Origin of the sequence: Bradyrhizobium sp. CB3481, assembly GCF_029714305.1 — a bacterium.
Lineage (GTDB): Bacteria > Pseudomonadota > Alphaproteobacteria > Rhizobiales > Xanthobacteraceae > Bradyrhizobium.
Genome location: NZ_CP121647.1, coordinates 38,205 through 63,198, shown reverse-complemented (window position 1 = coordinate 63,198; position 24,994 = coordinate 38,205). Strand labels below are relative to the sequence as shown.

Below are 24,994 nucleotides of genomic sequence, written 5' to 3'. Positions count from 1 at the left end.
TCAAACTCTCTCATTGCTGCGACCGGGGCTGGCAGTCAGCCCGGTCAGGTTGAACACGCGCTTGGGGATGAGTTCGCCATTGCCAATTTCGGCGAGGGCCAGAAGCCGGCCTGCCACCGTGACATAGACTGTGCCGCTACTATTGGGCGCATCCCGTCCGCGCAACAAAACGGCCTGGCCCCGATGGAGCCTTGCCGCATCAGCCCGTGTGACGGCCAGTGCCGGGATGTCGTCCAGCGCGGTCTCAACGGGCAAAAGCGCGTCGGCGAGGCTTCCCTCGCCAGACGCGGCTCTATTGCATAAAGCCTCCAACTCTTCCAGCGGAATCATGTCCGCCTCGCGGAACGGGCCGACCAAAGTCCGCCGCAACGCGCAGATATGGCCGAAACAGCCCAGAATCCGGCCGATATCGCGGGCCAACGCCCTTACATAAGTACCTTTGCCGCACTCGGCCTCGAACACGGACTGGCCATTATCTCCATGTTCTACAAGGGTTAATTCGTGAATCTCGACCGGGCGCGGCTTCAGTTCGACGGTCTCGCCGTCGCGCGCCAAGTCATAGGCCCGCTCGCCCTGCACCTTGATGGCGGAATATTGCGGCGGGATCTGCTCGATCAGGCCGGTGAACTGCGGCAGCAGTGCCCGGATCGCCTCGGCCGACGGCCGCAGGTCGCTCGTCTTGACCACGCGTCCCTCGGTATCGTCGGTGTCGCGCTCCTCGCCCCAGGCTACCGTGAAGCGGTAGCGCTTCTTGCCGTCCATCACAAACGGCACCGTCTTGGTGGCTTCGCCGAGCGCGATCGGCAGGCCGCCGGAGGCCAGCGGATCGAGCGTGCCGGCATGGCCGGCGCGCTTGGCCTGGAACAAGCGCTTGAGTACGGCGACCGCGTGCGTCGAGGTCATGCCGATCGGCTTGTCGAGAACGACCCAGCCGTGAACGTCGCGCTTGTCGCGCCGCGGCTGACTGTTCTGGCGTTGCTGCTTGTTGCGCGGATCGTTGTTGTCTCGGCGATTGTTATCGTCCGCGCGGCGACCATCGTCGTTCGCGCGGCGCTCGCCTTGCTCGACGCCTGAAAAAATATTTTTTTCAGCGTCGTGCGAATCGGCGGTTTGCTGCGCGATCACGCGGTTGGCGGTGGGCATCGTCATCACTTGTCGTCCGAATCGGGTGCGAGGTCTCTTTGCACCGCAGGTGTTCTCAGTAATTTCTCGATCCGTTCCGCTTCATCGAATCGTTCGTCGACGCGAAAGCGAAGCTCGGGAGCAAATTTCAAGTTAACGCGGTGGGCGATCTCGCCACGCAGGAACTTCTTGTTGCGATCAAGCGCCGCGAGCACGATGTCGGTATCGCGGCCGCCGAGCGGCATCACGTAAATCGTTGCAAGCTTCAGGTCGGGCGACATCCGCACTTCGGGAACGGTGATGATGTGGCCTTCGAGGTCGGGGTCGTGAACGTTACCCTGCGACAGGATATCGGCGACGGCATGGCGCACGGTCTCGCCGACGCGCAACTGACGTTGCGAACCGCCGGAGGCGGAACCCTTGTTGTGGTGGCGGGGCATTAATGTCTCTCAAAGCCGTCAGGCCCGCGCGTATCGCAGGCATCACGGCTTGCTTGCTTCAATCAGGATCAGCACGTGGATGGCCGGAACAGGTCCGGCCACGACGCACACACACTTCAGTCGGTAAAATTCCAGGCTCTTCGCAAGATTTGGACTTACAGAGAGCGCTGGATCGTCTCGATACGGTAGCACTCGATCACGTCGCCGACACGCATGTCGCCGTAGTTCTCGAACGCCATGCCGCATTCCTGGCCGGATTGCACTTCCTTCACTTCGTCCTTGAAGCGCTTCAGGGTCGACAGCTTGCCTTCGTGCACGACGACGTTGTCGCGGATCAGGCGCACATTGGCGCCGCGCTCCACGGTGCCGTCGGTGACGCGGCAGCCGGCGACCTTGCCGACCTTGGAAATGTTGAACACTTCCAGGATCTGGGCGTTGCCGAGCATGGTTTCGCGCAGCGTCGGCGCGAGCAGGCCGGACATCGCCTTTTTGATGTCGTCGACGAGATCGTAGATGATGTTGTAGTAGCGGATCTCGATGCCGTTGCGCTTGGCGGCCGCCGCGGCTTCCTTGTTGGCACGAACGCTGAATCCGATGATGGCGGCGTTAAAACCTTCCGCCAGCGTGACGTCGGATTCGGAGATGCCGCCGACGCCCGCATGCAGGATGCGCGCGGCGACTTCCTCGGTGCCGAGCTTTTCCAGCGAACCCAGAATTGCTTCGAGCGAGCCCTGCACGTCGGCCTTCACGATCAGCGGGAATTCCTTGCGGCCCGCCGTCTTGAGCTGCGACATCATCTGTTCGAGCGAGCCGCGCATGCCGGAGATCGACGCGGCCGCATTCTCGCGCTTCTGGTGGGCGCGATAGCTCGTGACCTGGCGGGCGCGGGCTTCGTTCTCGACGACAGCAAGGCGATCGCCGGCTTCCGGCGGCCCGTTGAAGCCGAGCACTTCCACCGGCACCGAAGGTCCGGCCTCGTCGAGATTGTCACCCTGGTCCGAGATCAGCGCGCGGACGCGGCCCATTTCGGCGCCGGCCACGATGATGTCGCCGACGCGGAGCGTGCCGCGCTGCACCAGCACGGTCGCCACCGGACCGCGGCCACGATCGAGCTTGGCTTCGATCACGGTGCCTTCGGCCGGCCGTTCCGAATTGGTCTTCAATTCGAGCAGCTCGGCCTGCAATGCGATCATCTCGAGCAGCTTGTCGAGATTGGTCTTGTTCTTGGCGGATACCTCGACGTCGACGACTTCACCGCCGAACGATTCGACCTGCACCTCATGCTGCAGCAGCTCGGTGCGCACGCGCTCCGGCTTGGCGTCGGGCTTGTCGATTTTGTTGATCGCCACGATCATCGGCACCTTGGCCGCCTTGGCGTGGTTGATCGCTTCGATCGTCTGCGGCATGACGCCGTCGTCGGCCGCAACCACCAGGATCACGATGTCGGTGACCTTGGCGCCGCGGGCGCGCATCGCGGTGAACGCAGCGTGGCCGGGCGTGTCGATGAAGGTGATCTTCTTGCCGCTTTCCGGCGAGGTCACCTGATAGGCGCCGATATGCTGGGTGATGCCGCCGGCTTCGCCCGATACCACGTTGGCGTGGCGCAGCGCGTCGAGCAGCGAGGTCTTGCCGTGGTCGACGTGGCCCATCACGGTGACGACAGGCGAGCGCGTCTCGGTGTCGGTGGAATCGTCGACGACGTCGAACAGGCCCTCTTCAACGTCGGACGCAGCAACGCGCTTGACGCTGTGGCCCAGTTCCTCGGCAATCAGCTGCGCGGTGTCGGCGTCGATCACGTCGGTGATCTTGTGCATCGCGCCCTGCTTCATCAACAGGCGGATGACGTCGACCGCGCGCTCCGACATGCGGTTGGCGAGTTCCTGGATCGTGATCGCCTCCGGAATCGTGACCTCACGGACCAGCTTTTCCTTCGGCTCGTTCGAGGCGTGGCCCTTGAGGCGCTGGGTGCGGCGGCGGAACGAGGCGATCGAACGCTCGCGAACATCGTCATTGAGCGCGGTGACGACGGTCAGGCGGCCGCGCTCCTTCTGCGGCCCGGGCTTGTGGGTGGTCTTGGGGGCCGCGACGGGACGCATGGCGCCGCCGGGACCGCGCCTGATCTGGCGCGGACCTTCGTCCTCATCGGAACCGTCGGCTGCGACCGGCGTGCGAGCAGCGGGCGTCGCGGCGGCCGGACGGGTGGTTGCCGGGCGCGTCGTGGCCGGACGGGCGGTCGCGGCGGGGGCTGCCGCCGGTGCCGCCGCGGCAGGCTTGGCTTCACCTTCGCCGAACCGCTTCTTGGCCTCGCCTTCGGCCTTACGCTTGGCTTCTTCTTCCTGACGGTGTCGTTCTTCCTCGGCCTTGCGGCGGGCCTCGGCGGCCTCGCGCTCGGCCTTCTCGGCGCTTTCACGGATGGCGCGGCGCTTGGCTTCTTCCTCGGCTTGCCGCCGTTCCTCGACTTCGCGCACCTTGGCATCGGCCAGCGCGCTGGCGCGGGCGGAGCGCTCGTCCTCGGTCAGCGTGCGCAGCACGACGCCGGAGCCGCCGCGTGCACCTGCCGGCGCTGCCCCGGGACGGGACAGCGGTGCCTTCGCCGCGGGCGCCGCTTTGGCGGCCACCGGCTCGGGCGCGTGCGTCTCAGTCGCCGGCGCATCACCGCCGACGCGGCGCTTGCCGCGCTTTTCGACCACGACCTGCTTGGTCCGGCCATGGCTGAAGCTCTGGCGCACGGTGCCCGTCTCGACCCGCGGCTTCAGCGTCAAGGTCTTGGTCGGGACACTCAAAGTCTTGTCGCCAGGCGTTTTGGTATCAACCATTCAGCAGTCCTAATCTCGTTAGCGTTGTGCGCTTCCGCGCCGTCATTACAGCAGGTCTTCGGAACCGATCGTCGTCAGAATTTCTGGCCGCCATCCCCGGTCCCGTCGTCATCGTCCATCCGGTATCGAACCAGGATCTGGCAGCGCGACAGGAACGTTTTGCTCGCCGGGCCCGCGAGCAGCGCAGCATGTATCACATTTGACCGGCCCAGTGCCAAATCCAATTGTGCCGAGGTTAAAGCAGTGACAATCGGCAAATCGCGCGAATCGCCGATATTTCGGCTCCTTTGCCCGGCGATCGCGTCCAATTTGCGGATTCCGTCGGCCGCCCCGTCCGAAGCGTGGATCAGGGCTCCGGCCCTGCCCTGTTCGAGCAGGCCCTCGACCTTGGCATAGCCGGAAATCACCTGGCCGGCCTTGGCGGCCATGGCCAGCGCCTCGACACAGCTTCGTTCCAGCAGGGCCTCGGTATCGGCGGGAAGGGTGGCCGCAACCCGGACGTCGCGCTTGAACCCACGGCTAAATTGGTGACGCTTGACCGCTTCTGCAATGGTGCGGCGCGAGGCGCCGACCCACAGGCCGCGGCCGGGCAATTTCCGTTTCAAATCGGGAACGACGTCGCCCGACGGGGCGACCACAAAGCGGATCAGCTCGTCAATCGGGCGCACCTGCCGGCTGACCGCGCACATCCGCATGGTCGCGGACTTGTCGGTCCGCGGCCCATGGTCGAGATCGGGGTCAGCCAAAGCGAGCATGCCTGTTTGACGGCTCCTGTCATCTGCGCACGGGCTGCGCGCAGAAAAGATATCCGGCGGTGCGTAACACCCGCATTACGCCGTCTGGTCTTCGGTGGCTTCCGCCGCCTCGGTCTGCTTGGCGAGCTCGGCCTCGGTGATCCAGCCGGCGATGACGCGGGCCTGCATGATCATGCGCTCGGCGTCGTCGCGCGAGATCTCGTTGGCGTCGAGGATGCCGGCGTGCTTGGTCGGCTCGCTGCCTTCCTTGCGCTCGGTCCAGCCGACCAGATCGTCGGTGGCGCAGCCCGCCAAATCCTCGACCGTCTTGATGTCGTTCTCGCCGAACTTCACCAGCATCTTCGAGGTCACGCCGGGGACCTTCTTCATCGCATCTTCCACGCCAAGCTCCTTGCGCTTGTTTTCCAGCTCTGTTTCGAGCTGTTCCAGATATTCCCTCGCCCGGCTCTGCAGCTCGTTGGCGGTTTCCTCGTCAAAGCCCTCGATGCCGGCCAACTCCTTGACGTCGACCAGTGCCAGCTCCTCGACCGAGGTAAAACCTTCCGACGCCAGCAATTGACCGACCACCTCGTCGACGTTCAGCGCTTCCATGAAGACGCGCGTCGAATTCTCGAAGTCGGCCTGGCGCCGCTCGGATTCTTCCTGCTCGGTCAGGATGTCGATATCCCAGCCGGTGAGCTGCGAGGCGAGGCGCACGTTCTGGCCGCGGCGGCCGATCGCCAGCGAGAGCTGATTGTTGGTGTCGGGAACGACGACCTCGATGCGCTCGCGGTCTTCGTCGATCACGACCTTGGCGACTTCGGCCGGCGCCAGCGCGTTGACGACGAAGGTCGCGATATCAGGCGACCACGGAATGATGTCGATCTTCTCGCCCTGCAGCTCGTTCACGACCGCCTGCACGCGTGAGCCGCGCATGCCGACGCAGGCGCCGACCGGATCCACCGAGGAATCCCGGGAAATCACGCCGATTTTCGCGCGCGAGCCGGGATCGCGGGCGACCGCCTTGATTTCGACGATGCCGTCATAGATCTCGGGCACTTCCTGCGCGAACAGTTTGGCCATGAACTGCGGATGGGTGCGGGAGAGGAAGATCTGCGGTCCGCGGGTCTCCCGGCGGACGTCGAAGATATAGGCACGGACGCGGTCGCCGTTGCGGAACACTTCGCGCGGCAGCATTTCGTCGCGGCGGATGATGGCCTCGCCGCGGCCGAGATCGACGATCACGCTGCCATATTCGACGCGCTTGACGACGCCGTTGACGATGTCGCCGATGCGGTCCTTGAATTCCTGGTACTGCCGGTCGCGCTCGGCCTCGCGCACCTTCTGCACGATCACCTGCTTGGCGGATTGCGCGGCGATGCGGCCATATTCCAGCGGCGGCAGCGTGTCGGCGATGGTGTCGCCGACCTGGGCGCCGGGGTTGGCGCGCTGCGCGTCCGCCAGCGAAATCTGGTTCGCCGAGTTCTCGACCTGGTCGACGACCAGCATGTGGCGCGACAGCCGCAGCTCACCCTTCTTGGCGTCGATTTCGGCGTGAACGTCGGTCTCGCTGCCGTACCGGGCGCGGGCCGCCTTGGCGATGGCGTCTTCCATCGCAGCGATCACGATCCCGCGGTCGATCGACTTTTCGCGGGCGACCGCGTCTGCGATCTGCAGCAGTTCGAGTTTGTTGGCACTGACTGCCATGGCCTAGTCTCCTTCGGTAGGATCGATGTCGCCTCTGCGCAGCCTTTCTGCGGCGAGGCGGTGTTTCTTGGTGTTGGTCGGAGCCGGCTTCTTGCCGGACTTCGACTTCGGTTTGTTGCTTTTGGCTGGGTCGCTCTTCTTCGCGTGCGGCGGAGACGGCGGCGCCAGGCCGAGATTCTGCTTCAATTCGCGCTCGGCCTGCTTGCCGCGGCGCATCGATTCCGCAATCAATTCGTCGGTCAGAACAAGGCGCGCCTCGGCGATGTCTTCCATCACCAGAAGCACGTCGGCATCTTCGTCCGCGCGTGTGTCATCCCGATGTAGCCGCACGGTGTCGCCTTCGACGCCGGCCAGCGTACCACGGAAACGCTTGCGGCCCTGATGGGCGACGGCCATTTCGATCTTCACGAGATGGCCGTTGAAGCGCTCGAAGTCGGAACGGCGCACCAGCGGACGGTCGATGCCCGGCGAGGATATCTCCAGCCGGTAGGCACGGTCGATCGGGTCGGCGACGTCGAGCACCGGCGACAGCGCCCGCGAGATCGCCTCGCAATCCTCGATCTGCATCGATCCGTCAGGCCGCTCGGCCATGATCTGCACGGTGCAGCCGGCCTCGCCCGATATCCTGATCCGGACCAGCCGGTAGCCCATTCCCTGCAGCACCGGACCGGCGACAGCCGATACCCGCGCCGCCACGCCCGGCTCGACGACGAGACGGGGCTCGGCGAGCAGTTCGGCATCCACGGAACCAGCTGTTGGATCGGTCATGTCCAGGGTCAAAAGCGTCTTACTTGCATGGGTTTAGGCCGGGCCTTAACCGGGTGTCCGGCCGGTTCCCCAAACCGCCCCTCGCGCCCGTTCTGGGCAGGGCAGGTTCAGGTAATAAAAAAGAGCGGGTCCCGGGGGGCCCACTCTCAATACGCGATCGTATGAGAACCATAAGTTGCCGCGGATATAGCGGTTTTTCCGCAATCCGACAAGGCCCGCGATTCCGTTAAGATCGATTTTGCCACGCTTTGCGAGTGCGGACACCGTCTAACCCTTCATTCATAGACGGTGCCTAGATTGCCCGAAAAACCAGCCAATTCGGCCGGTTTGGGTGGGGTTTATGACTGGTTCACCATCGCTGATCCCGGAACTCGACGACATCGTCAGTCGCGGCGATCCGAAACGCCGCGCCGATGCCGCGCGCCGTGTCAGCGAGCTTTTCCTGCAGAACGCAGCGAACTTCCGGTCCGACCATGTCGAACTGTTCGACGGCGTTCTGACCAGCCTCGTCCCCCATGCCGAACTCGAAGAGCGCGCCCAACTGGCGGAGCGCCTGTCGCTGCTGGACAACGCGCCGCGCGGCCTGGTCGGCCAGCTCGCCCATGACGATGAAATCGCCATCGCCGGGCCGCTGCTGCGCCGCTCGCCACTGATCGACGAAAAGACGCTGATCGAAATCGCCTCCGAAAAGGGGCAGGGCCATCTGCTGGCGATGGCGGAACGGCCGACGCTGTCGACCGAGCTCACCGACGTCATGGTCGCCCGCGGCGACCGCGATGTCATCCGGCGCGCGGCGGGCAATGCCGGCGCGGCCTTCTCGACAAGCAGTTATTCGACGCTGATCAAGCGGGCCGGCCAGGACGGCGTGCTGACGATCCGGCTCGGCCAGCGCGACGACCTCTCGCCCGATCACTTGAGGGAACTGCTCTCCGGCTCCATCGACGTCATCCGCCGCCGCCTGTTCCAGGTCGTCAAGCCCGAACGGCAGGCCGAGATCAAGCAGGCGATGACCATCATCGAGACCCCATCCGAGCGCGAGGAACGGCGCGACTTCTCGTCGGCGCAGCGGACGGTGATCAAGCTTCACCGCGAAGGCGCGCTTGGCGAAGGCGCGTTGCTCAACTTCGCCAGGGTGTTCAAATACGAGGAAGCGATCGCCGCGCTGTCGGCGATGACCGGCGTCAAGATCGAAACGCTGCACCGCCTGATCAGCGGCGAACGCTACGATCCGATCCTGATCGCCGGCAAATCCATCGATCTCGAATGGGCGACAGTGCGCGCACTGATTCTGCTTCGGCTCGGCCCGAGCCGGACGGCGTCTCCGACCGACATCGAAGACGCGCGGCTGAACTATATGCGCCTGATGCCCTCGACCGCCCAGCGCGTCCTGGCGTTCTGGAAGACGCGGTAGCGACGTGGCTTTAAGCCCTCTCGTGAGCGATGGCCATGCCAGACCGAGATGTCAGGATCACACTCAAAACCAGCGCGGGGACGCGCGCGCTCAAGTCTTTCGCGTTATTGGCGCCGATCGGCGCATTGTGGCTGCTCCTTCTCGCCGAAGTATTATCCGCTATCTTCGCGGAGAAGGTGTTCTACGCCGGAAGGCTCACGCCGCTTCATTGGGTTACGTACCGGGAAGAAGGCGGCCTGTTCGTCTTTGTTTTCGTAACGTCCCTCGCAGGGGTCTGCTACTTGGGCTGGATTCTTCTCGGTCTGATTTCCCACGAAGTCGGTACGCGGAGCGGTGACTAGTCATTGCCTTCAGCTACGCCAGTCGTTGGGCTCCGGCGTGGAATAACGCTTCATTGCTTGCGTTCTTCGCAATAACGGCAGGCGAATCTGGAGCTCGGCATTACCCCCGGGGAAACGGCAAACGCTTTCCGCGGCGCCTGCAGGAACTATGCAGCTATAGAGCGTTCTCTTCTCCGCATGATTCGAGCAGAACAAGCTCGACTTGCGATCTGGCGTCTTGCATCACGCATACGGTGAAGCGAACGCGGCATGCTGCAAGTGCGTAGATGAAATCAGCCGCGTTGAAAAAAGTTGGCGGTTGCGTGGGACAAACTTGCCCGTCGCCTCTTTTTGGCCGGGTTCAGCCCTTCAGTTTGTTAGCTGTTCGCGCAATCGCCACCGCAATGGCATCAGTGCAGAAAGCGAGACGGAAATGTCATCGCCTTCCAACAAGACACGGCGCACGATTATCCTGACCGCCCTCGCTACTGCGGTGCACGCATCTGCACTGCGATCGGCCGGCGCCGAGGAAGATCCCCCTGGAAGTGATCTGCGGCCGCAAAAAGCCGACGTCCTGGTTTTTGCCGAGGGCGATCACGAAGGTGAGGTAATCAAACCGGATGACCTGAAACCGGGCGGCCCGCCCGTGCGCGCCTGGCCCAAGGACCCCAAGACCTCGGTGGTGCGCAAAGCTTCGCGGCTGAACGAGGTGGTGATCGTCAAGCTTGATCCTGCGGAACTTGACGACGACACGCGCCCGCGCTCGGCCGACGGCATCGTTGCGTATTCGGCGATTTGCTCTCATGCCGGGTGCCCGATCACGGCCTGGATGAAAGCGGCGCAGGGCGACAAAGAAGTTCTCAAATGCATGTGCCACAATTCCGAGTTCGATCCCCGGCAGGGCGCGCAAGTGGTGTTTGGACCGGCGCCCCGGCGCCTCGCCGCGCTGCCGCTCGTAATCGCTGACGGTTCGCTCACCATTGCCGGACCATTCATCGGAAAGATCGGCGCACAGCAGGGAGGATGATGTCAGCCGGCAGATGCCGCTCAACGACAAAAGTGAAGAAAAACAAACAGGGAGAGAGCGTCCATGACCATGAAGCAGTGGCTGTTGCCGGGCTTGCTCGCGTCAACATGCCTATTCTCAATCGCCTGCAGTGCCGGCCCCATCGAGAACTACAGTCCGGTCACATCGGATCGTCTGAAGAATCCGGAACCCGGCAACTGGATGCTCTATCGCCGGACCTATGACGGCCAGGGCTTTAGCCCGCTCAAAGAGATCAACACCTCGAACGTCAAAGACATGAGGCCGGTGTGGACGTTCTCGACCGGCGTGGTCGAGGGGCATGAAGCGCCGCCGATCGTCAACAATGGCATTATGTTCATCACGACCCCGATGGGGCAGGTGATCGCACTTAATGCCAAGACCGGCGATGAGTATTGGCGATACAAGCGGCAGCTCCCGGACGATCTGTTCCAGTTGCATCCGACCAACCGCGGCGTCGGGCTGTGGCAGGATAAATTGTACCTGGCCACGACGGACGATCATGTGGTGGCCCTCGACGCCAAGACCGGCAAGGTGCTGTGGGACACCAAGGTTCAGGATTACAGGAAGGGCCAGTACCTGACGCTGATGCCTTTGGTGGTCGACGGCAAGGTGATCGTCGGCGGTTCGGGCGGCGAGTTGGGCGTGCGTGGCTATGTCGTCGCGTTCGATGCCGACACCGGCAAGGAACTCTGGCGCACCTTCACCATACCGGGGCCGGGCGAGCCGGGCCATGAAACATGGACCGGTGACGACTGGAAATCGGGTGGCGGCTCGGCGTGGATGACGGGCAATTACGATCCCGAGACGAAGACGATCTATTGGGGCGTCGGCAACGCCGCGCCCTGGCCGGGAGACAGCCACCCCGGTGACAACCTCTACACGACCTCAGTGCTCGCGCTCGACCCTGATAACGGCAAGATCAAAACCCACTTCCAGTATCATCCGAACGATTCCTGGGATTGGGACGAGGTGGATGCGCCAATGCTGGTCGACCTGCAGCGGGACGGCCGCACCTTCAAGAGCCTGATCCATCCGGGACGCAATGCGATCTTCTGGGTGCTCGAGCGCAAGCCGGACAAGATCAATTACGTCGCCGGCTGGCCGTTCGTTCATACCGACGTCTGGAAAGGCGTCGAAGCGGAGACCGGCAAGCCGATCGTCGATCCGGCCCACAAGCCCGTCATGGGCAAGCGGGTCGAATTCTGTCCCTCGTTGTGGGGCGGCAAGGACTGGCCGTCGGCGGCCTACAGCCAGAACACCAAGCTCGTCTACGTCCCCGCCAACGAGAATTTCTGCGGCGGCTTCACCGGCGAGAAGGTGCCGCTGGTGGCTGGCCAGCTATGGCTCGGAACCAAGCCCGAAGATATCGGCCTGAAGGTTCGGCCCGGCGCCACGCATTTCGGCGAGTTGCAGGCGTGGGATCCGGCGACCGGCAAGAAGGTCTGGTCGCACAACTTCCCGAAATCGCAACTGTTCGGTTCAGTGACGGTGACCGCCGGCGATCTGGTGCTAGTCGGCGGCACCAATGACCGGATGTTCCGCGCCTTCCACGCCAAGACGGGCGAGCTGCTGTGGGAGCAGAAGACCAACTCCGGCATCATGGGTATGCCCATCGCGTACGAGGTCGACGGCACAGAATATATCGCTGTGCAGTCCGGGTGGGGCGTTGACGCGCAGCGCATCCAGGATGCGCTCGCGACCCAGAACAATGTCGGCATCGAGAACAACGTGCCGCAGGGCGGCGTCGTCTGGGTGTTTGCCGTCAAGAAGTAATTGGCGGACGTCGCTTAGGTTCGATCGGAAATGAGACGGGCGCCGAACGAAATGTTCGGCGCCCGTTTTGTGCGGTCGGGGCCAACGCTATTTGCCCTTCGTCTCGACCTTGTATTTCTCGTCTTCGTTCATCTTTTTGACGGCCGGATCCCGGGGCGCTTCGCCGGTGGTCTGCGTCGTCGTGGCCGGCGGACTCGCGTTGGGCAGCGAAGATTGCCCCGGCGGCGTCGTTGCCGGCCGCGTTGCGGTCGCGGCGGGCGGCGACGTCGATTGGGCGGCGGCTGCCTGGGCAAACAATAAAAGAGCGCTCGACAGCAGCGACGCCGCGAGCGCTGTTGAGTTCGGTTTCATCGATCTCGCTCCTGTCGGATCGATGAAAACGGCCGGTGCCGCCTAAGGTTCCTGTTACGCCTCCAACTGCTTGCCGATCGGCAGCGTGCGGATGCGCTTGCCGGTCGCGGCGAAGATCGCGTTGATCAGCGCCGGCGCAAAGGGCGGCACGCCCGGCTCGCCGACGCCGCTCGGCGGCGTATCAGGGCCGGCAGGCACGATGTAGACGTTGGTCACGGCCGGTGCCTCGTCGATCCGGATGACAGGGAAGTCGTCGTAATTGCCCTGCTGCACCTTGCCGTCCTTGAAGGTGATCGCGCCGTGCTTGACGAGGCTGAGGCCCATGATGGCTGCACCCTCGATCTGCGACTGGATCCGCTCCGGATTGACATAGGTTCCGCAATCGATGGCGGTATCGACCCGCGGCACAGTCAGCTTGCCCTTGTCGTCGACGGCGACCTCGACGATCGTCGCGATATAGCTGACGAAGCTGCGATGCGCGGCAATGCCGAGCCCATGCCCCTTGGGGACAGACCGGCCCCAGCCGCCCTTGTCGGCGACCAGCTCGACGACCTTGCGCAGCCGCGCGGTGTCGATCGGATAGCTGTCATAGGGCTCGCCATAGTTCCAGAGGTCTTTTACGGAATCGAGCTTGACGATCCGTGGCGTGCCGATCAGTTCGAGCAGCATGTCCTTTTGGTCGCGGCCGGTGGCATGGGCGATTTCCCCGACCATGGACTGCACCGCAAAGGCGCGCGGAATGTTCGACACCGAGCGGAACCAGCCGATACGGGTATGCGCGGCCGCTTCCGGATTCTCGCACTGCACGTTGGCGATCTCGAAGGGCATGTCGACCAGCCCCATGCCGAGTTCGAACGGCGCCTGATTTTTCGTACCGGCGGCAAAGGTCGAGGCGATGCTTGGCGCGACGCTGCGATGCCGCCAGGCCGTCACCTTGCCGCTCTTGTCGAGGCCGGCCTCGATGCGTTCCACCGAGACGGTGTGCAGGAAGCCGTTGCGAATGTCGTCCTCCCGCGTCCATTGCACCTTGACGGGCGCGCCGAGTTCCTTTGAGAGCAGCGCCGCTTCGAGGGCGTAATCGCATTTCGACTTGCGGCCGAAACCGCCGCCGAGCAGCGTGACGTTGACGGTGACATTCGCCTCGGGAATGCCGAGCGTCTTGGCGACGTCCTCGCGCGTTCCGCCGGCGCTTTGCACCGGCGCCCAGATCTCCGCCCTGTCGCCCTTGACGTCGGCGACCGCCACCGGCGGCTCCATGGCGACATGGGCGAGGTGCGGCAGATAATATTCGCCGACGATCACCTTGTCGGCGCCCTTCAAGGCGGCTTCGACGTCGCCTTCCTTGCGCACCACGAGACCGGGCTTGCGTGCCGCTTCCTCGAGCTCGGTCCGGTAGGCGACAGAGTCGTATTTGCCGTTGGGGCCGTCGTCCCAGACGATCTTGAGCGCGTCGCGGCCCTTGATCGCGGCGCCGGTGTTGCGCGCGATCACCGCGACCCCGCCGAGCGGCTGGAATTTGGAAGGCCACGGCCAACCCTTCACTTCCATGACCTTCTCGACGCCCGAGACCTTCATCGCCTCCGCGCCGTCAAACGAGGCGACCTTGCCGCCGGTCACCGGCGGCCGGGCGATCACGGCGTATTTCATGCCGGGCAGGCGAACGTCGGCGCCGTAACGCGCGGCGCCGACCGTGATGTCCCGCAGGTCGACCATGCTGATCTGGCCTTTGCCCAGATAACGAAAATCCTTCGGGTCTTTCAGCTTCAGGCCTTCGACGCTGGGTACCGATTCCTTGGCGGCATCGGCGGCTAGGTCGCCAAAGCCAAGGCGGCGGCTGGTCGCGCTGTGGACCACCTCGTGGTTGACCGCCTTCACCTCCGCCGCCGGCACACCCCATCGCTTCGCGGCGGCGGTCTCCAGCATCGCACGCGCCGAAGCGCCGATCTGCCGCATCGGCATGAGATAGTGACGCGTGCTGCGGGAGCCGTCGGTGTCCTGGTTGCCGAATTTGACCTCGTCGCCATGGGCCTGCTGGACGCGAACGCGCGACCAGTCGGCTTCCATCTCTTCGGCCACGATCATCGGCAGGCTGGTGCGGACTCCGGTTCCCATCTCGGCGCGGTGTGCGACGATTGTGACGGTGCCATCGGGTGCGATCGCGACGAACACGCGCGGATCCACCACGGTGCCGTGCGGCATCTTGTCGGCGCCAGTCTGGTACGCGGCAAGCGCCGGGCGTGACATCACGGGCGCGGCCAGCACGAAACCGCCGGCGAGGCCGAGGCCCTTCAGGATGTTGCGACGGGAAATATTCTCGACCTTGACGTAGCGCTCAAAGCCACGGAGTTTTTTCGGATTGGTAAGAATGTTCATGATCAAACCCCCGTCGATGCGAGGTGAACCGCATTTTCAATGCGCTGGTAGCAGCCGCAGCGGCAGATGTTCCCAGCCATCGCTTCGCGTATCTGGTCGTGATTGGGTTTTGGATTTTCGATCAGGAGCGCCGCGGCCTGCATGATCTGGCCGGCCTGGCAAAAACCGCATTGCGGGACGTTCAATTGACGCCAGGCCTTCTGAACCGCGTGATCGCCGGTCGGATGCAGGCCTTCGATCGTCGTGACCTCGCGGCCGACCACGTCGGACACCGAGGTGATGCAGGCGCGGGTGGCCTGCTTGTCGACGATCACGGTGCATGCGCCGCACAATGCCTGGCCGCAGCCATATTTGGTGCCCGTCAGGCCCGCCTCATCCCGGAGAAACCACAGCAGCGGGAGATCCGGATCTCCATCCCAGTTCCGTTCCTGACCATTGATCTTCAATTTGATCATGACATGCCTCGCTCTTCATAAGCTGTTGGTGTCGGGAGCGAGGACCTGTTCCCGGAGATCAGCACATGATCCCAAGCAAACTCACCCCGCCGAGAAACTGCAGGCTCTGCACTTCAATGTTTGTTGAATATCTGCGTCGCGCCCGTCCTCCTTTTTGAATTTTTCTTATTCAAAAGAGGGTTGCAGAAAACTACAACAATGCGGCGCGAATAGAATTCACAATGCCTTGTTTTGCTTTTTGCAAGAACTGGGTTCTCCGCGACGTGAGACGCGCGCTGCTCGACAAGCGGTCGTCAGCCGACCCGCCGAAACCGCAAGTAAGTCGCAACGCGGCCTTCGCGCTCGGCTTTGCGGCCATAGCGCGTCATGGTGTAGCTGTCCCACGGCATCTTCCAGTCGCTGGCGCGCTCGGCGGTCCAGCGAAATTCGGAGCTGCGCATCAGGTGCGCCAGTGTCCAGGCGCAGTAATCGTCGATGTCGCTGACGAAGCGGAACTCGCCATCCTTCTTGAGGATGCGCGCCATGGCATTGACGGTAGCGTCCTGCACGAAGCGCCGCTTCCAGTGCCGCCGCTTCGGCCAGGGATCGGGATGGATCAGATCGATGCGAACAAGCGATTGCGGCGGGGCCCAGGCGAGCAGCTCGGCGGCGTCGCCCGCGTAGAGGCGGATGTTGCCGATGTTGTGTGCCTCGATCTGCGTCAGGATCTTCGCCATGCCATTGACGTAAGGCTCGCAGCCGATGAAGCCGATGTTCGGAAAGGCCTGCGCCTCTGCGATCAGATGTTCGCCGCCACCGAAGCCGATTTCGAGCCTGATGTCCTCCGCCTTGCCATCGAACAGATCAACGAGCCGCGCCGGCGCCGGCGCAGAGATGTCGAGCGACAGACGCGGCAGCAGATTGTCGATCAAGTCGGCCTGGTGGAGGCGCAGCTTGTGGCCCTTGCGGCGGCCGAAAAACGAACCGCGCGCATGCGCCGACGCGCCCGCATCCGGCGGCGCGTCGGCATCGCCGTTGTCGCGCGGGGCGGTCATCATCGCAGCGTCTGGTACAGACGGTAGAGCAGCCGCGCGCGCGGCTCGATCGAGGAGATGTACATCTGCTCGTAATGGGTATGCGCGCCCTGACCGTCGACGCCAAGCCCGTCGAGCGTTGCGGTATGCGGCGCGGTGAAGTTGCCGTCGGAGCCGCCGCCGGTCGACATATCGACGAGATCGAAACCGATTTCGGCAGCGAGCGTCTTGGCGTGCTCGTAGAGCGCAGCGCCCGAATTGCTCTTCTCATAAGGCGGGCGATTCAACTCGCCGATCACTTTGACAGTGACGCCCTCGGTGCGCGGTTTCAGAGTGCGGATCTTGGCGACCAGCTCCTCCGAATCTGACATCGTCGGCACGCGCATGTCGACCTCGGCATAAGCTTCCTCTGCGATCACGTTCGGCCGCGTGCCGCCGCGGACGACGCCGACATTGACGGTGATGCCGCGCGCAAGGTCGTTCATCGCCTCCAGCGTTTGAATGACATGGCCGAGCTCGCGAATGGCGCTGCGGCCGTCCTCGGGCCGCGAGCCGGCATGCGAGGGCACGCCCTTGATGAAGACCTCGAAGCGGCCGACGCCCTTGCGTCCGGTGACGATCTTGCCGCCGTCGCGCGCCGGCTCGGTCACCAGCACGTATTTCGCCTTTTTCCCCTCGGCCTCGATCAGTGCGCGCGACGTCGGGCTGCCGATTTCCTCGTCCGAGACGTAGAGCTGGGTGATGCCGAGCGGCGGCCGTGCGCTATCGGCGCAAACCTGCCGGAACGCATGGTAGGCGAGATAGGCGCCGCCCTTCATGTCGTAGATGCCTGGACCGAAGGCGCTGTCGTCCGCAATGCGGAACGGCAGCCGCTCGATGAAGCCGATCGGATGCACCGTATCGAGATGGCTCAGCACCAGGATTCCCGGTGCGTCCTGTCCCCAGGACGAGCGCGCCAGCAGATGATCGCCGCAGCCGGAATGTCCGGCGATCCGCTCGACCGTCGCAGGCAGGTCGCGATAGCCTTCGGCGACGAGGGCGGCGAGCTTGTTGACCTGCTCGGGGGCCTCGGTCGGGGTCTCGATCTCGACCCAGCGGCGAATGCCCTCGAGGATCGGTGCGGGATCGAATGGATTTGATGTCGTCATGTCGTATCCGATACGTCGTCATTCCCCGATGTGCAATTGCACATCGCAAGCGGCGCAGGTGCGCGCCGGGGAATTATGGCATATTCCAGAATACGAAATTATCAAACGGGTAGTTGAAACGGGCGGCTGACAAGGATCAGCGTGGATCAGGCCCGTCTCGCGAGGCGATCTGTTCGACCAGCTCGACGATCGAGCGCCGCATTTTCGAATCGGTGATGCGCGTAAAGGCGCGTGTCAGTGCCAAGCCCTCTGATGTCGCGAGGAAATCCGACACATAGGCCGGGGAGGCGCCTTCACCGAAGCTGTCGCCGTTAACCGCACCGCTCGGCCCGCCGTCGAACAGAAACGACACCGGCACTTGCAGGATCTCGGAAATCTGCTGCAGACGGCTGGCGCCGACCCGGTTGGTGCCTTTTTCATATTTCTGCACCTGCTGGAAGGTGAGGCCGAGCGCTTCGCCCAGTTTTTCCTGGCTCATGCCCAGCATGATGCGGCGCATCCGGACGCGGCTCCCGACATATTTGTCTACGGGATTAGGCGCTTTCGTGGACATCTTGCATCACTCCTGGGATTGCATGACGGGGATGAGGCAGTGGAAGCGCAATGCCTCAGGCACCGGTACCGTCAAATCCTGCTCGGAGGATCGGGTTAAATTGCGGACGATCTGAGCAACGAAGTTGACTGGTTGTTGTTCTTGGCTTGCAACCGCAGAAAGCGAATTGCAGGCTGTCTGTCAACTGGGGGAACCGGGCGCGCGACGTTTTTTAGTAAACCAGTGCCAACTTGCTACGCGTAAATCTCAGGCAGCGTGCTTCGTTGTGCGGCGCCTGACGACGAGCAGTAGCGCCGCCGCCACAATCACGGCTGCCGGGATATCTCCAAGACGAGCATAAACCGTCGGCGGCAGCGCCGACGGCAGGCTGGCGTCCAGCACGCCGTCGATGCCAAGATCGAGGCGTGCCACAATTCGTCCCGACGGATCGATCACCGCCGAGATGCCGGTGTTGGCGGCGCGCACCATCGGCAAGCCTTCTTCGATCGAACGCAGGCGCGCCTGCTGCAAATGCTGATAGGGGCCGGTCGAATTGCCGAACCAGCCGTCATTGGTCACATTGATGATCCAGCCGGGACGCTCGTCGCGTGCTGCCACATTTCCGGGAAAAATCGCCTCATAACAAATCAACGGTAGCGCGGGCGGTGCGTCCGGGACTTCGATGGCGCGGCGCCGTGTACCGGGAATGAAGCCGCCATGCACCTTGGTCAACTGCACGAAGCCGAGCTTTTCCATCCATTCCTGAAACGGCAGGTATTCGCCAAACGGCACTAGATGCAGCTTATCGTAAACGGACAGCACGCCACCGTCATGGTCGATCGCATAGATCGAATTGTAGGCGCGCGACACGCGCATCCCGGGCGGCCCGTCGGGGGCGCGCACCGAGCCGGTCAACAGCACGGTGCCCTTGGGCAAGAGCTCGGCGATCTCTGCCATCGCGTCGGCTTCCCGCGTCAGGAAAAAGGGGAAAGCCGATTCCGGCCAGATCAGGATCTGCACGTCGCGCACGCCGGTGGATTGCGGACCTGAGGCGCGGTCGGACAGCGCGAGGTACTTCTGCATCACCTCGGCCTTGGCGCCGTAGTTGAATTTGACGTCCTGCTGCAGGTTCGGCTGCATGATGCGCAGCTTCACCTTGGTCAGTGCGGTCGGCTGCAGCGACAGCCGCACGGCGCCGAAAATGCCCATGGCCAGCAGCAGCGCGAGCGCCGCGACCGGCGCGATCCAGGGCTTTCGGCCGCGCGAAGATCCGTCGATCAGCACGGCCGGGCTGGCAAAGATCGCGACTGCGACGAAGGTCATGCCCCACAGCCCGATCAGCGAGGCGGCCTGCGCCAGCGCCAGAGGTTCCGACAGCGCGTAGCCGAAGGCATTCCACGGGAAACCCGACAACACATGGCCGCGCAGCCATTCGCTGACCGTGAGCCCGATCGCGAGCGCCAGCACCCGCGAGGCATCCCGCGTCCAGAGGAGGCGCGCCAGCGCGAAGCCGAGCGCGGGAAACAGCGCGAGATAGGCCGGCAGGCCGAGCACCGCGAACGGCATCAACCAGGCAAAGGTCGGGGCATCCACCAGGAAGGCGTTGCCGATCCAGTAAAGCCCGGGCACGAAATAGCCGAGGCCGAACCAGAAGCCGGACATGGCCGCAGCCGGCAGGCCGCGCGATTTTCCGGCCGCCGCGCCGTCGATCAACCAGACGGCGATCGGAAAGGTTACGAACAGTACCGGCCAGGCGTTGAACGGCGCCATCGCCAGCGACGACAGCGCGCCGGCGGAAAGCGCGATCACCGCACGCTTCCAGCCCCAGGCCAGGATGATCGAAAGTCCCGTGAGGCGGAATTTGCTGGATGGGATCACTGCGAGCCGGCTCCATCGCCGGAGGCCGGCGGCGTGTTGTCGTTGGTCGGCGACACGCTTGTATCGGGTGTGGCCTCGCGGCGGCCTCGGTCACGCGTGGTGCGCGGCGTCGGACGTTCTTTTCGGATTCCGATCCGCAGCCGCTTGACCCGCCGCGGATCGGCGTCGAGCACCTCGATCTCGAAATTGCCGGGGCCGGCGATGACCTCGCCGCGTACCGGCAGCCGTCCGACCTGGGATACCAGATAGCCGCCGAGGGTGGCGACCTCGTCGCTGGCTTCGCCGGTGTCGAATTCCTCGCCGATCATCTTGCGGGCGTCCTCGAGGCTGGCGCGGGCATCCGCGATGAACATGTGGTCGCCCTGCCGCACGATCGACGGCGGCTCGTCGCTGTCGTGCTCGTCGTCGATCTCGCCGACGATCTGCTCGACGATGTCCTCGATCGACACCAGCCCGTCGGTGCCGCCATATTCGTCCACCACCAGCGCCAGATGGATGCGCGAGGCCTGCATCTGCGCGAGCAGGTCGATCGCCCGCATCGACGGCGGCACATAGAGCAGCTTGCGGATGATGTTGGCCTCGGCGAGCGGCATCGCGAGGTCGACCGCCCGCAGGTCGAGGCCGGCCGGAAACGGCTTTTTCCGTTTCGGCTTGGCGGTCTCGCCGACACGCGCCCTTGCGGTCATGAACGCCAGGAGGTCGCGGATGTGAACGATGCCTTCGGGGTCGTCGAGCGTTTCGTTGTAGACCACGAGCCGCGAATGCGCCGCGCTCTCGAACAGGCTCATCAACTCGCCAAGCGGAATGTCCCGTTTCACCGCGACGATGTCGGCACGATGCACCATCACGTCGGCGATGCGCCGTTCGTTGAGGTCGAGGATGTTGCGCAGCATGGTGCGCTCGATGGCGGAAAAGCCGACATCGTCCGGCGTCGAAGCGTCGAGCACGACCTGAAGATCGGCGCGGACCGATCCCGACTTCCAGCCGAACAGCGTGCGGATCGCCCGCAGCAGCCAGTTTTCCGCCGGCGGCCGCAGCACCTCGCCTTCCTGTACGACGACCGGCAGGTTGCGCGTATCGCGCGGATTATCCTGTATTGGGTCGGAGTCCGGCATTTTCAGTCCATCCGCTCCCGGTCCGCATAGGGGTCGGGAATGCCGAGCTGGGCGAGGATCTCCCGTTCGAGGCTCTCCATCTCCTCGGCATCGGCGTCCTTCTCATGATCGTATCCGATCAAATGCAGGAACCCGTGAATCGCAAGATGGCTTAGGTGGTGATCGAACGGTTTTTCTTCCTCATCGGCCTCTTTGCGCGTGGTCTCATAGGCGATGGCGATATCGCCGAGCATGCGCGGCGCGTCCGCCGGTGCGCTCGCGGTCGGCTGCAGCGCAGGGAACGACAGCACATTGGTCGGCTTGTCGATGCCGCGCCAGTTGTTGTTGAGCGTGCGGACGCCGGCATCGTCGGTCAGCATGACCGCCAGTTCAGCCTCGCCGACATCGGCATCGGCAATTTCGGCGGCGGCATTGATGGCGCGATGGATCACCGCCTCGGCATCCGGCTCGGTCTGCCAGCAATCGGCGACGACGAGAACTTCGGTGAGCGGAAGGACGGAGGACACGAGCGTTCCAGCGCTTTGCATTGCAATGTTCGGGTTACGGCCCGGGCCCGCCTGTAGCAGGTCCGGCGCCGACAATTTCTGGGTCAAGATTTTCCGGTTGCCGGCTTCTGCGGCAACCCCTCATAGGCGGCGACGATCCGCGCCACCAGTTCATGGCGGATGACGTCTTCCGCGGTGAATTTCACCTGCGCAATGCCTTCGACATTGTCGAGCAGCTTGCAGGCCTCGGCGAGCCCCGAAGCCTGGCCGTTCGGCAGGTCGACCTGTGAGGGGTCGCCGGTGACGATCATGCGGCTGTTCTCGCCGAGCCGGGTCAAAAACATCTTCATCTGCATCGAGGTGGTGTTCTGCGCCTCGTCGAGGATGATGACGGCATTGGTGAGGGTGCGGCCGCGCATGAAGGCGAGCGGTGCGATCTCGATCTCGCCGGCCTGCAGCGCGCGCTCCACGATCCGCGCATCCATCAAATCGTACAGCGCGTCGTAGATCGGCCGAAGGTAAGGGTCGACCTTTTCCCTTAAGTCGCCGGGCAGGAAGCCGAGCCGCTCGCCGGCCTCGACCGCGGGCCGCGACAGGATGATGCGGTCGACTTCCTTGCGTTCGAACAATTGCGCGGCATGCGCTACCGCGAGCCAAGTCTTGCCGGTGCCGGCCGGGCCGATGCCGAACACCAGCTCGTGGCGCTTCAGCGCGCGGATGTAGGAATCCTGCGCGGCGGTGCGGGCGCGCACCGGACGCTTGCGCAGGTTGATGGTTTCGAACTGCGGCTTTGCGGTCTTGGCATCGAACTCGAACAGCGAACCCTGCGCGATCACGGCGCGGATCGCGCCTTCGACCTCGCCCTGCGAGAGGTCATGGCCCTGCAACGCCTGCGCATAGAGCGTCTCCAGCACGCGCCGCGCGGCATCGCAGCCGTCGCGGGTGCCGGCGATGGTGATGTGATTGCCGCGGGAATCGACGACGATGCCGAGCCGCCGTTCGATCAGCGCCAGGTTCTGGCCGTAGGGGCCGACCAGGGCGGAAGCGGCTCGGTTGTCGTCGAAATCGATGACGACCTGGGTCTCGGGCGGTATTTGCATGTCGCGATCAAATTTGCGGCTGGGAGCGAGCGAAGACGAATCCGATGCACTTTTTGGCAAGGGTTCAGGCTCCCAACGTTTCTTGAGAAGAAAGGGTTGTCTGAACCGCGCGCGAGGCCGCGGGGCCGGCAAGCTCGCCGAGCAGGCTGTAACGTTCGAGGCTGTCGATCCTGACCGGCAGCACCTGCCCGATGATGTCTGATGAGGCGAACACATGGGCGGGCTGGAGATAGGCGGTGCGTCCGACGATCTGGCCGGGATTGCGGGCCGCGCGTTCGAACAGCACATCGACAGTGTTGCCAATCATGGCCGTGTTGAAGGCCGATTGCTGACTGTCGATCAATTCCTGGAGCCGCACCAATCGCTCGTCCATTTCAGCCGCTGACACCGTCTCCTGCAGGTCCGCCGCCGGCGTGCCGGGCCGCGGCGAATATTTGAACGAATAAGCTGCAGCGTATCCGATTTGCCGGACAAGCGCGAGGGTGGCGGCAAATTCTCCCGCGCTTTCGCCGGGGAAGCCGACGATAAAATCCGATGAAAACGCAATATCTTGCCGGGCGGTACGAAAACGGTCGATGACACGGCGATAATCATCGGCGGTATGCTTGCGGTTCATGGCGGCGAGAATCCGGTCGGAGCCGGATTGCACCGGAAGGTGGACGAACGGCATCAGCGCGGGAAGATCGCGGTGCGCCGCTACGAGCGTCTCCTCGACGTCGCGCGGATGGCTGGTGGAGTAGCGCAGCCGCACGATGCCGTCGATTTCGGCAAGCCGGTGCAACAGCTTGCCGAGCGGCCAGATGCGTCCATCAGGGCCTTCGCCGTGATAGGCGTTGACGTTCTGGCCGATCAGGGTGATCTCGCGCACGCCGTTGTCGGCGAGCCGCTTCACGTCGTCGACGATCTTGGCGACCGGGCGCGAGACTTCCGCGCCGCGTGTATAGGGCACCACGCAGAAGGTGCAGAACTTGTCGCAGCCTTCCTGCACCGTGACGAAGGCCGAGATGCCGCGCGCGCGGATCGCAGCGGGCCTGGGCTGGGGCAGGAAGCTGAACTTGTCCTCGACCGGGAATTCGGTCTCCAGGGCGCGGCCCTCGCTTTTGGCGCGCGCCAATAGCTGCGGCAGGTGATGATAGCTCTGCGGCCCGACCACGACATCGACCGTCGGCGCGCGGCGGATGATCTCCTCACCCTCGGCCTGCGCCACGCAGCCCGCGACCGCGATGCGCATGTCGCGCCCATGGCGCGCGGCCTCATCCTTGGCAACGCGCAGCCGGCCCAGCTCGGAATAGACCTTTTCGGACGCCTTTTCCCGGATATGGCAGGTGTTGAGGATGACGAGATCGGCATCCTCGGCGCTTGCGGTCTCGACAAAGCCCTCGCCCGCCAGCGTGTCCACCATGCGCTGCGCATCGTAGACATTCATCTGGCAGCCATAGGATTTGATGTGCAGCTTGCGCGGCGGCTTCATGGAACCTGAGTGGTGGTGAGAATAGCGCCATTCCGGCGTCAGGGGTCAAGTATAGGCTAAGGCGCGGGAAATCCAGCGTGATGGCGTCAATTCCGGGGCCGGTGCGCCAGAACCCTACCCGGAATCGCGAGATCTCCGGCGCGCAAGGACGCGCCTGCCCGCCGAAGGTTCGTTTTCAGGAGTTATCCGCCTCGGCATAGCCGAGCCCGGCGTGGTTGCAGCAATTACATCATTCCTGTATATTACAGCAATAAGTAATTGGGGTCGATCGATGACGCAATATTCCACCAGTGATCTTTCCCGAAAATCGGGAGACATCATCGCCGAAGCCCTGCGCCGGCCCGTCACCATTACCCAGCGGAACAAGCCGCGGTTGGTGCTGCTCAGCATCGAAGACTACCGCAAGCTTACGGCCAGAGCCGATACCCGGAATGCCGGCCGGCTGGAGACAATGCCTGACGAGCTGTTTGAGGACGTCAAGCAGGCGATCGACGCCTATGAGCGGGAAGGCGATGAGACGTGAGCCGGGACGAGCTTCGCACCGGATGCGTTATCCGATTTCCCTATTTGTGGGTGCGCGAAGCTGAGCTCGGGGAGACGGAAGGCCGCAAGCCTCGCCCGGTGGCCGTGGGTGCGGATTGCCAAGCCGAAAGGTGAGGACTTGTTGGTGCTGTTTCCGATCACCAGCCAGCCGCCCTCCTCCGATCGTTTTGCAGCCGAAATTCCTGAGATGGAAAAGCGTCGCGCCGGTCTCGATGCTTCGCTGCGCCTCTGGATCATCCTTGATGAATACAATCAGGACGTCATCAGCCAGTCATTCTACCTTGAGCCGGAGCCGGCACTCGGCCACTTCAGCAAGGCGTTTTTTCTGCCGTTGATGAAAGAATTCATTGTCCGCCGCGCCAAAACGCGCGGCGTTAACCGTCAGCGTTGA

At 63.7% G+C, this 24,994-nt stretch carries 22 protein-coding genes and 1 pseudogene; 7 read left to right on the top strand and 16 right to left on the bottom strand.

What is annotated here, in order from left to right:
• The 6 genes from truB to rimP form a co-directional block, all read right to left on the bottom strand.
• On the bottom strand, positions 1-1,149 hold the full coding sequence (gene truB, locus QA643_RS00280) for a tRNA pseudouridine(55) synthase TruB (RefSeq protein ID WP_283031232.1): 1,149 nt from the start codon (positions 1,147-1,149) through the stop codon (positions 1-3).
• Positions 1,149-1,562 carry a 30S ribosome-binding factor RbfA gene (gene rbfA, locus QA643_RS00275; RefSeq protein ID WP_283031231.1) on the bottom strand — a complete coding sequence of 138 codons (414 nt, stop codon included), beginning with the start codon at positions 1,560-1,562 and terminating at the stop codon, positions 1,149-1,151. Before rbfA ends, truB begins: the two co-directional genes overlap by 1 nt.
• 155 nt (positions 1,563-1,717) lie before the next feature.
• Positions 1,718-4,378 carry a translation initiation factor IF-2 gene (infB, locus tag QA643_RS00270; RefSeq protein WP_283031230.1) on the bottom strand — a complete coding sequence of 887 codons (2,661 nt, stop codon included), beginning with the start codon at positions 4,376-4,378 and terminating at the stop codon, positions 1,718-1,720.
• Positions 4,379-4,452: 74 nt separating this feature from the next.
• Positions 4,453-5,133 (bottom strand): RNA-binding protein, encoded by a 681-nt coding sequence (locus QA643_RS00265; protein ID WP_283031229.1) that lies wholly within the window; start codon positions 5,131-5,133, stop codon positions 4,453-4,455.
• A 75-nt stretch (positions 5,134-5,208) separates the two neighbouring features.
• Complete coding sequence (nusA, locus tag QA643_RS00260; RefSeq protein WP_283031228.1) at positions 5,209-6,819, bottom strand: transcription termination factor NusA; 1,611 nt, start codon at positions 6,817-6,819, stop codon at positions 5,209-5,211.
• Between the two features lie 3 nt (positions 6,820-6,822).
• Positions 6,823-7,587, bottom strand: coding sequence for a ribosome maturation factor RimP (gene rimP / locus QA643_RS00255; protein ID WP_283031227.1), 765 nt, complete (start codon positions 7,585-7,587; stop codon positions 6,823-6,825).
• A 340-nt stretch (positions 7,588-7,927) separates the two neighbouring features.
• On the opposite strand from rimP, the gene QA643_RS00250 reads away from it, so the two are divergent.
• From QA643_RS00250 to QA643_RS00230, 5 genes are all read left to right on the top strand, one after another.
• On the top strand, positions 7,928-8,998 hold the full coding sequence (locus tag QA643_RS00250) for a DUF2336 domain-containing protein (protein WP_283031226.1): 1,071 nt from the start codon (positions 7,928-7,930) through the stop codon (positions 8,996-8,998).
• Positions 8,999-9,033: 35 nt separating this feature from the next.
• Positions 9,034-9,339 (top strand): hypothetical protein, encoded by a 306-nt coding sequence (locus QA643_RS00245; RefSeq protein WP_283031225.1) that lies wholly within the window; start codon positions 9,034-9,036, stop codon positions 9,337-9,339.
• Positions 9,340-9,751: 412 nt separating this feature from the next.
• The gene (locus QA643_RS00240) at positions 9,752-10,345 is read left to right on the top strand and encodes a Rieske (2Fe-2S) protein (protein ID WP_283035072.1); all 594 of its coding nucleotides are present in this window, start codon (positions 9,752-9,754) and stop codon (positions 10,343-10,345) included.
• Between the two features lie 63 nt (positions 10,346-10,408).
• Positions 10,409-12,139 carry a methanol/ethanol family PQQ-dependent dehydrogenase gene (locus tag QA643_RS00235; protein ID WP_283031224.1) on the top strand — a complete coding sequence of 577 codons (1,731 nt, stop codon included), beginning with the start codon at positions 10,409-10,411 and terminating at the stop codon, positions 12,137-12,139.
• Between the two features lie 91 nt (positions 12,140-12,230).
• Positions 12,231-12,536 (top strand): hypothetical protein, encoded by a 306-nt coding sequence (locus QA643_RS00230; protein WP_283031223.1) that lies wholly within the window; start codon positions 12,231-12,233, stop codon positions 12,534-12,536.
• Positions 12,537-12,544: 8 nt separating this feature from the next.
• Here the strand turns inward: QA643_RS00230 and QA643_RS00225 are convergent, their stop codons facing one another.
• The 10 genes from QA643_RS00225 to miaB all read right to left on the bottom strand — a co-directional run bounded on the left by QA643_RS00225 (position 12,545) and on the right by miaB (position 24,060).
• Positions 12,545-14,863, bottom strand: a complete 2,319-nt coding sequence (locus QA643_RS00225; RefSeq protein WP_283031222.1) for a molybdopterin cofactor-binding domain-containing protein — start codon at positions 14,861-14,863, stop codon at positions 12,545-12,547.
• A gap of 2 nt (positions 14,864-14,865) precedes the next feature.
• On the bottom strand, positions 14,866-15,318 hold the full coding sequence (locus QA643_RS00220; RefSeq protein WP_283031221.1) for a (2Fe-2S)-binding protein: 453 nt from the start codon (positions 15,316-15,318) through the stop codon (positions 14,866-14,868).
• Positions 15,319-15,611: 293 nt separating this feature from the next.
• Positions 15,612-16,355 (bottom strand): tRNA (guanosine(46)-N7)-methyltransferase TrmB, encoded by a 744-nt coding sequence (gene trmB, locus QA643_RS00215; protein WP_283031220.1) that lies wholly within the window; start codon positions 16,353-16,355, stop codon positions 15,612-15,614.
• Positions 16,352-17,479, bottom strand: coding sequence for a M20 family metallopeptidase (locus QA643_RS00210; protein WP_283031219.1), 1,128 nt, complete (start codon positions 17,477-17,479; stop codon positions 16,352-16,354). The genes trmB and QA643_RS00210 overlap by 4 nt, the downstream gene beginning before the upstream one ends.
• 136 nt (positions 17,480-17,615) lie before the next feature.
• Positions 17,616-18,032: a helix-turn-helix domain-containing protein gene (locus QA643_RS00205; protein ID WP_283031218.1), complete on the bottom strand. Its 417-nt coding sequence runs from the start codon at positions 18,030-18,032 to the stop codon at positions 17,616-17,618.
• A 246-nt stretch (positions 18,033-18,278) separates the two neighbouring features.
• Positions 18,279-19,889: an apolipoprotein N-acyltransferase gene (gene lnt, locus QA643_RS00200; RefSeq protein ID WP_283031217.1), complete on the bottom strand. Its 1,611-nt coding sequence runs from the start codon at positions 19,887-19,889 to the stop codon at positions 18,279-18,281.
• Positions 19,886-21,004 carry a hemolysin family protein gene (locus tag QA643_RS00195; protein ID WP_283031216.1) on the bottom strand — a complete coding sequence of 373 codons (1,119 nt, stop codon included), beginning with the start codon at positions 21,002-21,004 and terminating at the stop codon, positions 19,886-19,888. The genes lnt and QA643_RS00195 overlap by 4 nt, the downstream gene beginning before the upstream one ends.
• Before the next feature lie 2 nt (positions 21,005-21,006).
• Complete coding sequence (gene ybeY, locus QA643_RS00190) at positions 21,007-21,531, bottom strand: rRNA maturation RNase YbeY (protein WP_283035071.1); 525 nt, start codon at positions 21,529-21,531, stop codon at positions 21,007-21,009.
• A gap of 62 nt (positions 21,532-21,593) precedes the next feature.
• A complete protein-coding gene (locus tag QA643_RS00185) occupies positions 21,594-22,589 on the bottom strand; it encodes a PhoH family protein (RefSeq protein WP_283031215.1) in 996 nt (331 codons plus the stop codon).
• Positions 22,590-22,653: 64 nt separating this feature from the next.
• Positions 22,654-24,060 carry a tRNA (N6-isopentenyl adenosine(37)-C2)-methylthiotransferase MiaB gene (gene miaB / locus QA643_RS00180; protein WP_283031214.1) on the bottom strand — a complete coding sequence of 469 codons (1,407 nt, stop codon included), beginning with the start codon at positions 24,058-24,060 and terminating at the stop codon, positions 22,654-22,656.
• Between the two features lie 271 nt (positions 24,061-24,331).
• On the opposite strand from miaB, the gene QA643_RS00175 reads away from it, so the two are divergent.
• Both QA643_RS00175 and QA643_RS00170 read left to right on the top strand, forming a co-directional pair.
• Positions 24,332-24,583: a type II toxin-antitoxin system prevent-host-death family antitoxin gene (locus QA643_RS00175; RefSeq protein WP_283031213.1), complete on the top strand. Its 252-nt coding sequence runs from the start codon at positions 24,332-24,334 to the stop codon at positions 24,581-24,583.
• A pseudogene (locus QA643_RS00170) lies at positions 24,580-24,994 on the top strand (hypothetical protein). The gene QA643_RS00175 and the pseudogene QA643_RS00170 overlap by 4 nt, the downstream one beginning before the upstream one ends.